14 protein-coding genes are annotated in these 12600 nt (G+C 70.5%); 6 read left to right on the plus strand and 8 right to left on the minus strand.

What is annotated here, in order from left to right:
• Window positions 1-552 carry a CGNR zinc finger domain-containing protein gene (locus tag IE173_RS00445; RefSeq protein WP_191281428.1) on the minus strand — a complete coding sequence of 184 codons (552 nt, stop codon included), beginning with the start codon at window positions 550-552 and terminating at the stop codon, window positions 1-3.
• Between the two features lie 85 nt (window positions 553-637).
• On the opposite strand from IE173_RS00445, the gene IE173_RS00450 reads away from it, so the two are divergent.
• The gene (locus IE173_RS00450; RefSeq protein WP_191281429.1) at window positions 638-1636 is read left to right on the plus strand and encodes an EamA family transporter; all 999 of its coding nucleotides are present in this window, start codon (window positions 638-640) and stop codon (window positions 1634-1636) included.
• Between the two features lie 8 nt (window positions 1637-1644).
• Here the strand turns inward: IE173_RS00450 and IE173_RS00455 are convergent, their stop codons facing one another.
• Entirely contained in the window at window positions 1645-1845 is a 201-nt protein-coding gene (locus IE173_RS00455) for a hypothetical protein (RefSeq protein WP_191281430.1), read from the minus strand.
• A gap of 61 nt (window positions 1846-1906) precedes the next feature.
• Here IE173_RS00455 and IE173_RS00460 point away from each other — a divergent pair, with 61 nt between their 5' ends.
• The 4 genes from IE173_RS00460 (at window position 1907) to IE173_RS00475 (ending at window position 5119) form a co-directional block, all read left to right on the plus strand.
• Window positions 1907-2290 carry a RidA family protein gene (locus IE173_RS00460; protein WP_191281431.1) on the plus strand — a complete coding sequence of 128 codons (384 nt, stop codon included), beginning with the start codon at window positions 1907-1909 and terminating at the stop codon, window positions 2288-2290.
• Window positions 2287-2895, plus strand: a complete 609-nt coding sequence (locus tag IE173_RS00465) for a 3'-5' exonuclease (protein ID WP_191281432.1) — start codon at window positions 2287-2289, stop codon at window positions 2893-2895. Before IE173_RS00460 ends, IE173_RS00465 begins: the two co-directional genes overlap by 4 nt.
• Window positions 2892-4178, plus strand: coding sequence for a hypothetical protein (locus IE173_RS00470; protein ID WP_191281433.1), 1287 nt, complete (start codon window positions 2892-2894; stop codon window positions 4176-4178). Before IE173_RS00465 ends, IE173_RS00470 begins: the two co-directional genes overlap by 4 nt.
• 239 nt (window positions 4179-4417) lie before the next feature.
• On the plus strand, window positions 4418-5119 hold the full coding sequence (locus IE173_RS00475; RefSeq protein ID WP_191281434.1) for a hypothetical protein: 702 nt from the start codon (window positions 4418-4420) through the stop codon (window positions 5117-5119).
• Window positions 5120-5124: 5 nt separating this feature from the next.
• Here the strand turns inward: IE173_RS00475 and IE173_RS00480 are convergent, their stop codons facing one another.
• The 6 genes from IE173_RS00480 to IE173_RS00505 all read right to left on the minus strand — a co-directional run bounded on the left by IE173_RS00480 (window position 5125) and on the right by IE173_RS00505 (window position 12135).
• Window positions 5125-5436: a hypothetical protein gene (locus IE173_RS00480; protein WP_191281435.1), complete on the minus strand. Its 312-nt coding sequence runs from the start codon at window positions 5434-5436 to the stop codon at window positions 5125-5127.
• A 67-nt stretch (window positions 5437-5503) separates the two neighbouring features.
• Window positions 5504-8143, minus strand: coding sequence for a cation-translocating P-type ATPase (locus IE173_RS00485; protein ID WP_191281436.1), 2640 nt, complete (start codon window positions 8141-8143; stop codon window positions 5504-5506).
• Between the two features lie 7 nt (window positions 8144-8150).
• Window positions 8151-9452, minus strand: a complete 1302-nt coding sequence (locus tag IE173_RS00490) for an erythromycin esterase family protein (protein ID WP_191281437.1) — start codon at window positions 9450-9452, stop codon at window positions 8151-8153.
• Entirely contained in the window at window positions 9449-10105 is a 657-nt protein-coding gene (locus IE173_RS00495; RefSeq protein WP_191281438.1) for a phosphoribosyltransferase, read from the minus strand. Before IE173_RS00495 ends, IE173_RS00490 begins: the two co-directional genes overlap by 4 nt.
• 11 nt (window positions 10106-10116) lie before the next feature.
• The gene (locus IE173_RS00500) at window positions 10117-11250 is read right to left on the minus strand and encodes a baeRF3 domain-containing protein (protein ID WP_191281439.1); all 1134 of its coding nucleotides are present in this window, start codon (window positions 11248-11250) and stop codon (window positions 10117-10119) included.
• Between the two features lie 96 nt (window positions 11251-11346).
• Window positions 11347-12135: a DUF4097 family beta strand repeat-containing protein gene (locus IE173_RS00505; protein WP_191281440.1), complete on the minus strand. Its 789-nt coding sequence runs from the start codon at window positions 12133-12135 to the stop codon at window positions 11347-11349.
• Window positions 12136-12250: 115 nt separating this feature from the next.
• On the opposite strand from IE173_RS00505, the gene IE173_RS00510 reads away from it, so the two are divergent.
• The gene (locus IE173_RS00510) at window positions 12251-12598 is read left to right on the plus strand and encodes a PadR family transcriptional regulator (RefSeq protein ID WP_191281441.1); all 348 of its coding nucleotides are present in this window, start codon (window positions 12251-12253) and stop codon (window positions 12596-12598) included.
• The last annotated feature ends 2 nt before the right edge of the window (window positions 12599-12600 follow it).

A 12600-nucleotide genomic window follows, 5' to 3' on the forward strand; every position in this document is an offset into this window, starting at 1 on the left:
TCAGCTCTCCGACATCCGCTCGCGGAAGCCTTGCTGGTTGACCCGGTTGCCGCAGCGCACCGAGCAGAAGCGCTTCGAGCCGTTGCGCGACTGGTCGAGCAGCAGACCGGTGCAGTCGGCGGCGGCGCACACCCGCATGCGGTCGTTGGCGTTGGCGCGGGTGACTTCGGCGAGTGCGAGTGCCCCCTCGGCGCGCATCCGGTCGGCGAGCGGGGCGTCGGGGCCGGTGGCGTGCAGGTGCCAGTCGAAGCGGTCGTGCCGCACGAGGAACGGCAGCGCGTTCACCTCGCGTAGCCAGCGGTTGATCTCGCCGACCTGCTCGTCGCGCGGCAGTGACCAGAGCGCGCGCAGATCCTCACGCACATGCACGACGGATGCCAGCTCGGGTTGGTCGTGGTCGAAGCGTCCGGTGTAGCCGTGGTGGTCGAGCAGCGCGGTGAGTTCGGCGGGGGTGGCGAGTTCGTCGGCGCCGCTGCGGGATGCCGAGGGGTGGGTGTTCGCGAGGTCGATCAGGAACGCGAGGGTGTCCTCGGTGTCAGGGGTGAAATGCAAGTTGAACCCTTACCGTTGCGGAGAGTACCGTCACGAGCGTAACCACTCTTGCTCCTGACAGCCTGCATGTGAGAAAGCCAGCCTGATGACCTCCACCCGCGTGTCCACCGGACTCGTGATCGGCGTGCTCGCCTCCGTCGCCTTCGGCACCTCCGGCGCGCTCGCGAAGCCGCTCATGGAGGCGGGCTGGAGCCCGGCCGCCGCGGTCACCGTACGGGCCGGGCTCGCCGGCATCCTGCTCGTGCCGTTCGCGCTGGCTGCGCTGCGCGGAAAGTGGGATGCCGTGTGGCGTGCGCGGTGGCGCATCCTCGGCATGGCGCTCATCGGCGTCGCCGGCACGCAACTCGTCTACTTCGCCGCCATTCAGCGCATCCCAGTGTCGTCGGGCCTCCTCATCGAGTACCTCGCGCCCCTGCTGCTCGTCGCCGGGGTCGCCGTCGCGACGAGGCGGATGCCGCGGCCGATCGTGCTCATCGGCTCGGTCGTCGCGATCGCCGGGCTCGTGCTCATCATCGGCCCGGTCGGCGGGGGAGACGCCCTCGGCTACCTCCTCGCCGGTGTCGCCGCGGTCGGCTGCGCCCTCTACTACGTGATCGCCGCGCGCCCGGCCCACGGGTTGCCGCCGGTCGCCTTCGCCGCGTTCGGCCTCCTGCTCGGGTCACTGTCGCTCGGCATCGTCGGGCTCGCCGGCCTCGTGCCGTTCGAGATCGTGCTCACCGAGGTGAGCGCCCTCGGCGGCGTCGTGCCCTGGTGGATGCCGCTGTCGATCCTCGCCGCCACCACCGCGATCGGCTACGCGTTCAGCATCACCGCGTCGCAGCGGCTCGGCTCGCGCCTGATGTCGTTCGTCGGAATGCTCGAGGTCGTGTTCGCGTCGCTGTTCGCCTGGCTGCTGCTGGGCGAAGGCCTCGGGGTGTTCCAGCTGCTCGGGGGAGTGCTCATCCTCGCGGGCATCGCGTGCGTGCGCTCCGAGAAGCAGCCCGACCCAACTCTCGGAAACGAGAGGCTTCATCCACGAGACGTCGACGAACCTCCGTCAGACCGAGAGTTGGGTACGGCGACTGAGCCGGTCGCAACACGCTGACCCTGCGATCAGAACTGTGAGCGCGGCGGCTTCTGCATGCCGTGCACCCGGGGTTCGTCGGGCTCGGCCGCGGTTTCTTCGCTGACGCCGCCCGCATCGTCGGGGGCCCCGCCGCCCGGGTACGGGGTTCCCGCGGTCGTGCGCTCGTCGTCGGGCTCGCGCTCGTCGGCAGGGGGCAGGTGGTCGGTCGGTTCCTTGTGATCAGCCATGCCCTCAGCCTGCGCGCCGCAGTTCGACTCGGGAAGGGGGTTGCGCCGGTAGCCTGACGGGATGCGCAGGCTCATCTCGTCCGGGTCCACTTTCGAGTCGCAGATCGGGTACTCGCGTGCCGTGGTCTCCGGCGACTGGGTGTTCGTCTCGGGAACCACCGGATACGACTACTCCACGATGACGATCTCCGACGATGTCGAAGAGCAGACCCGGCAGACGTTGCGCAACATCGGCGCCGCCCTCGCCGAGGCGGGGGCATCCTTCGCGGATGTCGTGCGGGTGCACTACCTGATGCCCGACCTCGGCGACTTCGAGAAGACCTGGCCGGCTCTGCAGGAGGTGTTCGGCGAGGTGCGCCCCGCCGCGACGGCCTTCCAGGCCGGCCTGTCGAGCGCGGAGATGAAGATCGAGATCGAGGTCACGGCGCACCTCGGCCAGCGATGACCCCCGCCGAGCGGGCGCAGCGGGTGCGCCCCGAGCGTCTTGTCAGCGTCGACGTCGAGACCGCCGGGCCGACCCCGGGCGACTACGCGATGGTGTCGATCGGCGCCTGCCTCGTCGACGAACCCGAGCGCGGGTTCTATGTCGAGCTCAAGCCGGATCGGGATGCCGTGGTGGAGTCGGCACTGAAGGTGAGCGGCCTGAAGATGGACGACCTCCGCGCCCACGGCACCGAGCCGAAGCAGGCGATGGAGGAGTTCGCCGCGTGGATCCGCGACGTCGTCCCACCGCAGACCCACCGCGCGGTGTTCGTCGGATTCAACGCCGTCTTCGACTGGATGTTCGTCAACGAATACTTCGTGCGGTACGGCATCGAGAACCCGTTCGGGCACGGGGGTCTTGACATCAAGTCCTACTACGTCGGCATGATGGGCTCCACCTGGGAGCAGACCAGCATGAGGCACCTGTCACCGAAGTACCTCGCGGGGCGACCGTTGTCGCACAACGCACTCGGTGACGCGCGCGATCAGGCGGAGCTGTTCAGGGCGATCTCAGCGGACGCCGCAGCCCTGCGCGCCGCCAGCACACAGGCCGAGGAGGCATCGTGAGCGACAACCCGACCCCGCCCGAAGTGGAAGTCCAGAGCATCATCGAGTCGGCGAGGCGCCTCGGCGTCGAGCTCGACGAGGCCGAGACGGTGCAGTGGCTCACCGCGATCGCCGCCGAGACCGAGACCGACCTGGAGGTCGACGAAGCCAGCGGCACCTTCGGGCACCGGGTCGCGATGCTCGACTTCACGCCGCGCGATCTGGCCCGGTTCCGCGCGATCGGCAAGGTCGTCGAACTCACCGGCGATCCCGACGTCACCGAGGGGGCGCTCGCGCTCTCGGGTTCGGCGGCGCAGTCGAAGATCCAGAGCTACCCCGGCGACGCCGACTTCTTCCAGCGCTTCAACATCAAGGCACCGACGCGCGACGAGGCCTGCGCCATCCTCGCCCGGTCGCTGAAAGAGAAGGTGCTCGCCTTCACCCGCGGCACCACCTACCAGTTCCTCGAAGCGAAGCTCGGCAGCACGAAGGCGGGCGCCCCGATCTCGTGGACCCTCGCCGACATCGAGGCCGGCGTCATCCAGACCGTCGACGGCGAGGTGCGCTGGGAGGATGCCGCACGCGACCCGGGCTGGGTGAAGGCCGACTGGGTGGTCACCGATCCGGCGCGCCATCGACTGTCGAACGCGAGCAACGTCATCGACGTCACCTGGGAGGCCCCGAACGGCGACATCGTGCCGCTCGACGGCTACCTCGACACCTACTTCCAGGAGGTGTACCTCGACGCCGAGTCGGTGCCGACGTTCGCCAAGGTCGTGCAGCACGTCTCCGACGACGCCCTCGACGAGTACGTCGAGCAGCTCGAGGGGGAGGTGCGCAAGTACCTCACGAAGCACCTCAACTACGGCAAGGCCGCGAAGCGCATGTACAACGTCTTCCGGCTCTCCGGCCGACACCTGGATGCCGCGTTCGTGCGCGAGCTCTTCGACGAGCCGACGACGATCTTGTACCAGGTCTGGTCGCTCATCGTGACGCTCGACAACGCCACCCAGCCCGGCTCCGGCATCCCGATCTCCGACGTGCGCGCGCAGGCCGACGCGCTGGTGCTCGAGGTCGTGCGGGCGCTCGAGGGCGCCGAGGAGACCGAGATCGTCGAGGCGCTGCAGCAGCTGAGCCGCACCCTCGAGTTCCAGCCGCCCGGTGAGGCGCGTTCCGCCGAGGTCGACGGTGCACAGGCACGGGTCGTGAACCTCGTCAACACGTTCTTCCGCGACAAGCTCACCGCGATGCCGACCATCAGGGAGTACATCGAGGCGATGCAGGCGGAGCCCGCCGCGCACTGACCCGGCCCGGAGTGGCGTCCGAGTGATCGATTCTCAGGATTCGGCGCGATACTGACCGAGTGTGGATTCGGATCAGGGGGCTCTCCGTCGTCCTTCTCCTGCTGACCATCACGGGTTGCGCCGACCTTGCAGGGTCTCCCAGTCCGTCGCCGTCGCCCGCGGAATGGTTGCTCGAACGCATCACGACGCTGGACGGCGTGATCTCGGCTGACGCCTCTCCAAGTGACGAGTACCTGACCGTGTCTATCGCTCGGGATGCCGACGACCCGACCGTCCTCGCGGTCGCCCGCTCCGCAGCCGCGTGGGCCGATGAGGCAAACTGGCCGGGTTCAGTGACGCTGACCCGCGCCAGCACCGGTCTGGACCCCGAAACCGACATGACACCCCTGTCGCCGTGGACCCAGGACATCTACCCCGGCGATCCCGCGGAGATCGAGGCGGACCTGACGCTGGTGCTCGCCCTCGAGAAGTTGCCGGATGTCGCGAGCGCCCACATCTCTGCAGAGGGTTGGCCATCGGTGCAGCTCACCTCGCTCGATACTTTCGCCTCGACCTTCCGCACACTGAGCGCGCTTCCTCAATTCGCCAAGGGGGCCGCGTACTCCTACGTCGGCGAGCTCCCGACCTTGCACGTCGTACACATCCCCGAGCGGATGTCGACCGAAGCCATCGAAGCCGTGATCAGGATCGCGGTCGAGAACCCCGAGGCCGAGGTCGAGCTGCAGTCGCTCACGTCGGAGGGCAACCGCTGGCCCGAGCTCTGGGTCGCACATCTCACCGAAGAGCAGCGGGCCCGGGTCGACGCGCAACTGCGTGATCCGGCACTGGCCGACGCCGACCCCGAGGGCTACTCGATCCCGTTCCAGCTCTCGGTGCTCGGCCCGAACGGGCCGGAGCTCAGCTGGGGCACCTTCGGCGACGTTCCCGACACGTCGTCGTAGCGTCGCTATTCGAGGTCGACCCAGCTCTGCCAGACGTCGTAGCCGGTGACGTCGTCGCCGGTGTTCTTCACCGTGATCGTCGAGCGCCAGCTGTCTTCGTTGTAGTTGTCGCGGGTGTAGGTGTGCTCGACTCGGGTGATCGCCACCTTGCCGCTCGAGGTTCCGTGCGGCCCGGATGCCGCGGGCGGCCGGGCCACCGCCCAGTAGGTCACGACGGTGTTCTGGGGTGGCTTGTTCCAGGTTCGGGCTTCGCTCGCGCCCGGTGCGAGCCCGTCGCGGCTGTAGATCTTGCGGATGCTGACGTGTCCTGCGGTCATTCGTGCGCTCCCGGTCGAGCCGCTTCGGGAGTGCGAGCGGATGTCGCTGCGGTTGCCGTCAGCGTAGTCAGGCCCGGCGGCGGCGCACGAGACGTGCGGCCACCTTGTCGGCTTCGACGACCCCGAGCACCGTCACGCCCAGGCCGATCGCGATCAGCCATTGGATGCCGGTCAGCGGAGCGAAACCGAGCAGCGTCCAGCCGAGCGGGGTGGTGACCGCGAGGATGTGCAGCGCGAGGGAGCCCGCGGCGGCCGCGAGCAGGAGCGGGTTCGTCGCGAGCGACTGGCGGAACACCGAACGGCGTTCCGAGCGCGCGTTGAAGGTCTGGAACAGGTTGAGGAACGCGAACGTCGTGAGGGCGAAGGTGCGTGCCTGGTCGACCGGAGCGCCCGTGGCGAGGGCACCGTGGAACGCGCCGAGCACGACCAGGCCCATCGAGGCCGCGGTCAGCACGACCCGCCCCCAGAGTCGCCGCGAGAGCAGCCCCGCGGCGTGTGAGCGGGGTGGGCGGTCGAGTTCGTCGCCGTCGCCGCGTTCGAAGGCGAGGGCGACATCCTGCACGCCGTTCGAGACCAGGTTGAACCAGATCATCTGCACCGGCAGGAAGATGAGCGGCCCGCCGACGGCGAGGTCGGCGACGACAGCGACGAACGCCGCGAACCCGGTGGAGAGCAGGAAGAAGGTGGCCTTCTGCACGGCGGCGAAGGTGATGCGCCCTTCGCGGACGGCGCCGACGATCGTGCGGAAGTCGTCATCGGTGAGCACGATGTCGGCGGCATCGCGGGCCACGTCGGTGCCGCCGCGCCCCATCGCGACCCCGAGCGACGCGGCGCGGAGCGCGGGAGCGTCGTTGACGCCATCCCCGGTCACCGCCACGACTTCGCCGGCGGCTTCGAGGGCGCGCACGATGCGCAGCTTGTCGTGCGGGGTGACCCGTGCCGCCACCCGGCTGCCGCGCAGCCGACGCACCAGCGTGTCGTCGTCGATGGCGGCGAGTTCGGTGCCCGTGACCGGTTCGCCGGTCCCGCCGAGGCCGAGCCGTCGACCGACCGTGACCGCGGTGCGCGGATGATCGCCGGTGAGCATCATGACGGTCACCCCCGCCCGACGGCAAGCGGCGATCGCGTCGGCCACGCCGGCGCGCGGAGGATCCGACATCCCGATCAACCCGACGAACTCCAGGTCGCGCAGCGCGTCGAACAGGTCGTGCGGGTCATCGCCGGACGAGACTCGCCGGCGGGCGACGGCGAGCACGCGCATCCCCTCGGCGGCGAGAGCGTCGTGCGCCGCGTGCACCGCGTCGGCCTCGATCGGCACCGGCCCGGTCGCACCGGTCATCGTTGTCGATGCGGCGAGCACGAGGTCGGGGGCGCCCTTCAGCAGCAGCTGCGGGATGCCGTGCTCGTCGCGAACGGTCGTGGAACGTCGCCGCTCCGGCTCGTAGGGCGCGTGCGCGTTCGGCGTAGCCGAGAACTCCGCGTCGGCGAGGGCTGCGCCCCGCAGGGCGAGCGCCGCGATGGCGACATCGACGGGGTCGCCCACCAGGTCGCGGGTCGCCGGGTCGTGGTGCGCGTCGTTGCTGAGGGCGGCGACGCGCAGAACGTCACGGCATCCCGCTCCGAACTCGGGTTCGACGCCGGGGTCGACCACGGTCGAGTCGCGGGGCGACCAGATGCGTTCGACGGTCATGCGGTTCTCGGTCAGCGTGCCGGTCTTGTCGGAGGCGATCACGGTCGTCGAGCCGAGTGCTTCGACCGAGGGCAGGGTGCGCACGACGGCACGCTGTCGGGCCATCCGCGACACACCCAGGCTGAGGGCGACGGTGAGCACGATCGGGAGGCCCTCGGGCACGGCGGCGACCGCGAGCGACACGGCGGTGAGGAAGGCGGTGCCGAAGCCGTGGCCGAGCAGCACGCCCGCGACGAGCACCCCCGCGGCGACGACCCCCACGAAGATGCCGAGCTTGGTCTCGAATCGGCGCATGAGTCGTTGCAGCGGCGTCGGCGTGTCGGCCGAGCGCACGAGGGTGTCGATCACCCCCATCACCGTGGCGGCACCGGTCGCGACGACCACCCCTTCCGCGCGGCCCGAGACGACGAGGGTGCCGCCCCACGCCATCCCCGCCTGCTCGGCCGCCGGCGTCGACTCGGGGGTCGCCTCGGGAGACTTGGCGACCGGCACCGACTCGCCGGTGAGCAGCGACTCGTCGAGGCGCAGGCGGTTGGTCGTGAGCAGCCGCAGGTCGGCGGGCACGCGGGCGCCCGACTCGAGCACGACGATGTCGCCGACGACGATCGACTCGGTCGACACGGCACGCACGACGCCGGATCGCCGCACGTGGGAGGTGCCCACCTGGAACCGGCGCAACGCGGCGACGTCGCGTGCTGCGCGCATCTCCTGCGTGAACCCGAGGCTGACGTCGGCGAGCACCGCGACGAGGATGGCGATCGCATCGATCCAGCGCTGCAGCACCGCGGTGAGGGCGGCGGAGGCGAGCAGCAGCAGGATGATGACGCTCGCGAACTGACGGCCGAGAACGTGCCACCACGGCTCGAGGGTGCGCGTCGTGAGAGCGTTGGCGCCGTCGCGCCGCAACCGGTCGGCGACCTCGGCGTCCGACAGGCCCGTCGGGCGGCCCCCGACGGCGGTCAGGGCGTCGACCGCCGGCTTCGCGTGCCACTCGGTCGCGGCGGAATCGTCGTTCATCCGGGCGTCAGAAACCGGTGGGTTCGGTCTCGAACTCCGGCTCGTCCGGCGGACCCTCGTGGTGCAGCGGGGTGAGCGCCGAGGTCTCTTCGAGCCACAGCAGGGCGTCGTATCGGCGACCCATGATGGTGGGAACGTAGTTGCCCGCCTCGCGCTGCGGCGAGTAGACGACCCCGATGGCCCGATGACCGGCCGCCGTCGACAGCCAGGTGCGGGCCCGGTCGTCGCCGAAGTCGAGAAGAGCGGGCGCGTGCAACGCCTCGTGAAGCAGGTCTTCGTGGCTTCCCGGTCGGGCTTCGGGCACCGGCATCCGCTGCTCCGGCGAACCCCAGTGCGACCCGGCGATCACCTCGCCCCGATACCCGGCGAAGCCGACCAACAGCACCCCCTCGTCGCCGTGACGTTCGCGCAGCAGCTGCCCCACGTTGACCATCCCCTCGCCCGCCATCGGCGTGCCGCGGGCATCGCCGACGTGGGTGTTGTGCTCCCAGATCACGCCCTTCGCGGCGGGGCGGTGGCGCCGGGTGAGGCGGTCGATCGTGTCGGCCATGTGGATGTCGCGGATGTTCCACGACTCGCGGTCGGTGCGCACCATCGCCCGGTAATACCGCTCGGCGCCGACCGCGATCGCCGCGTTCTGTGCCGCGTCGAAGGCGTCGTCGCCGTCGGACGCGGCCAGCTGGCGCACTTCGACGAGCAGATCGACGACATCCAGCTCGCACGATCGGGGAACCAGCCGGGTGCTCCAGGCGTAGCGGTGCGGGTCTTCCTGGTACGGCTGGAAGCACTCCCAGGCGCGCATCGCGTCGGGCAGGGCATCCGGCGCGTGTGCGCCGACCCAGCCGATGACGCGGTCGAGCGAGTCCCAGAGCGAGTAGACGTCGAGTCCGTAGAAGCCGACCTGCGCCGCCTCGGGCCGGTCGGCATTCCAGGCGCGCAGCCAGTCGATGAACTCGGCGACCTCGGCGTTCGCCCACATCCAGGTCGGCCAGCGGTCGAAACCGGCCAGCAGGGTGCGGGCGTCGAGGTGCTGGTCCGCGAGCCCCCGCACCCACCTGTCGATCCGCCAGCAGTCGGGCCAGTCGCCTTCGACGCCGATCCAGCCGACGTCCTGCTCCTGGATGAGTCGTCGCGTCAGCCGACTGCGCCAGTCGTAGTAGTCGTGGGTTCCGTGGCTCGCCTCGCCGATCGCCACGAACCGCCGGTCGCGGGCCCGGGCGACGAGCGGGTCGAGGTCGGCGTCGGTCGTGAGCGGGCGGGCGAGCGAACGGATGTCGGCGACCCGCGCGGCCGGCGAGCGGTCGATCACGGCGCACCTCCCGCCATCCGGCGGCGAGCCGCGGCGAGCAGCGTGGCGACCTCTTCCTCCGAGGTCTGCCCGAAGTCGCGATAGTGGGCGCCGACCGCATAGAAGCCGGGGGGCTGGATGAGGCACACGACGTCGTCGGCCCCGCCGACCCGGGGCACCGCGTCGGGCCCGCCGACGGGAGCGGCGACGATCACCCGGGCCGCGCCGAGCTGCCGGGCCACCCCGCACGCGGCCGTCGCCGTCGCTCCGGTCGCGATCCCGTCGTCGACGATGATCGCGGTGCGCCCGGTGAGGTCGAGTCGCTCAGCGCCGGTGCGGAATCGCGCCACCCGCGAGTCGAGGGTCGCGCGCTCCTGGCGCTCCACGGCATCCACGTCGGCCGCGCTCACGCCCGCCCGGGCGACGAGCGCCTCGTCGAGTACCCGCACCCCGCCTTCGCCGATCGCCCCCATCGCGACCTCCGGCTGGAACGGGATGCCGAGTTTGCGCACCACGATGAGATCGAGCGGCGCCTCGAGGGCCGCGGCGACCTCGGCGGCCACCGGCACGCCCCCGCGCGGCAGCCCGAGTACGACGACATCCGGCCCGCGCAGCGACGTCAGCCGAGCGGCGAGTCGTCGTCCGGCATCCGCGCGGTCCAGGAACTCGTGCACGGCGCTGCCCGTCAGCTCCGGGAGCGCGGCGCTGCCTGCTCCGAGGGTCGGTTCGCGTACCGCAGTACGGCGGCGACCGGGTCGGTCGTCGGCAGGTCGTCGGCGTGCACGGGAACGATCGTCGCATCGGTGGCCAGTGCCGAGCGCACGATCTCGTCGACCAGGTCGATGGTCGCCGGCCCGAACGACGTCTCGGCGTCGATCGGATGCCGCTCGTCGACGTCGACGAAGAGCGTGTCGACGGCGCCGGCCCGCGCCCGCTCCGCGACCTCGTGGAGTTCGGCCGCGACGAGGCCGCGGGCGGGGAGCTCCGAGAAGCGGGCGAGCTGCGCCTCCACCCCGGTGCGCCGATGCTGTTCGATCGCGGGCGCGGCGAGGTCGGCGAGCTCGTACGGCGTGTCGCCGTCGTGGTTGCCGGTGATCGTCGCCGCCGCCACCAGCGGATGGCGGGTGGCGGTGCGGAAGATGCTCGCGAGCGGCTCGGCCGCGGCGATGACGAGAAGCGTCCCCTCGCGGCGCAGCACCGGCGCGATGGCCTCGTCGATCATGCGGCAGTACTGCAGCAGGCGCCCCTTGGGATCCTCGGAGGTACGCAGGTGGGAGAGGGTCTGCCGGTCGTTGCCGAGGTCGAGGGCAAGGGCATCCTCGAAGTCGCGCGGGAGCCCCGGAACGTCGACGGTCGTGACGGGACGCGCGCTCGCGTCGATGAGCCGCACCTCGGATTCGGACAGGGCGAGCACCATGACCGGCGGATGAAGGCCGAGCACGCCTTCGAGCAACGGTCCGATGAGGAAGCGGTCGCCGACGCCCACCCAGGGTTTCGGCGACGTCGTGAGCACGTACGACTCGAGGTCGCGATCGGTCGCGAAGATCGCGACGGCGCGAGCGTGCGGGTCGAGTTGTCCCGGCTCCTCGACGGAGTGTTCCGCGACCTGCTCGAGCCGACTGCGCACTGCCGCGACGATGTCGGGTGTCGCCCCGACCCGACGCAACTGTTCGGCGGCGGAGCGGATCTGCGACCCGGCGGCCGCCGACTGGTGATTGCCGCGTGCCCAGTCGTCGGCGGCGCCGTAGATGGTGACGCACCACGGGGCGCGGATCTCACCGAGACGCCTGACGTCTCGGGACTGCGGTCGGATCAACATGCGGCTCAACTCCCTCGGCTGCGGGCCCCTGGTTGTGAGCATCCTTCCGCCCCGCGAACAGGGGGTACAGGGCACAAGGTCCCGGCACCCCGCCACTCACTCAGCGACGATCTCGACGCTTCCGTTGACGCTGTGGGCCGAGATGCTGCGATCCGCATCCGGGTCGTTGGTCACCCGCACGAGGTCGACGGAGCCGTTCGTCGTCTGCGCGTCGATCGCGTAGGGCTCGTCGTCGTCGGGCAGGGTGATCGCGACCGACCCGTTCGTGGTGCGTGCCTCGACCCGGTCGGGGGCTGTGGCGAAGCTCAGGCTCACCGCGCCGTTGGTCGTCGCCCCGACGACGTCGGTCGACGACGCGTCGGTCACCGTGACCGAGCCGTTGGTCGTCGACAGCGCGAGGTCGCCCTCCGCACCGCTGACGTCGATGCCGCCGTTAGTCGTGATGACGTCGATGGCGCCGGTCACCCCGTCGATCGAGATGCGGCCGTTGGTGCCGACGATGTCGAGGTCGAGGTCTGCGGGGAGTTCGACGGTCACCTCGACCGAGCAGATCGAGAAGGGGATCGTCGGGCATCCGCCGGTCATGCGGGTCAGGCCGTTCGATGTCGTGGTCGTCACCTCGGGCGCGCCGAACAGGTAGGCGCCGTCGACCTCGATCCTCACGTCGTCGCGGTCGGAGGCGACGAAGGTGAGTTCTGCGGTGGGGATGTCGACCTCGAGGCGATCCCCGATCTCGACCGTCTGATCGGTGTGCACCTGCGACCGCACGACGGTGGCGATGACGGCCGCACCCACGGCCAGCAGCACGAGGGCGGCGATCACGATGAGCACGGCGATGAGCGCGCCGTTTCGACGCGCGGGCGCTTGCGGAGTCTCTGCTGTCATGCCCGGGACGGTAGCCACCGGCGCGGGCGACGGGCAGGGCCGTTGGTCCCTCGTGTCTGAGAATTTACATAGAACAGCTAGGCGTATACGTAGCACCGCGAGGTATCATCGGGTCGTGAACATCGACAAGGATCTCGTCGCCGCGATGGCGACGCCTCTCGTGCTCGCGATCCTCGCCGAGGGCTCCAGCTACGGCTACGCCATCCTCAAGCGAGTGCGCGACGTCTCGGCGGGGGAGGTGCAGTGGACCGACGGGATGCTCTATCCCCTGTTGCACCGTCTCGAGCGCCTCGGCCACATCGTCGCCGAATGGGGCGAATCGCCCGAAGGCCGGCGCCGCAAGTACTACCGCATCACCGATTCCGGCCGCGCCCAGCTCGCCGACCAGCGCCGCCAGTGGGAGACCGCCACGCGCACCCTCGGCGGCATCTGGGGCTTCGCCCTTCCGGCGACGGGAGCCTGACC

The sequence above is a fragment of the Pseudolysinimonas yzui genome, assembly GCF_014653215.1.
Classification (GTDB): domain Bacteria; phylum Actinomycetota; class Actinomycetes; order Actinomycetales; family Microbacteriaceae; genus Pseudolysinimonas_A; species Pseudolysinimonas_A yzui.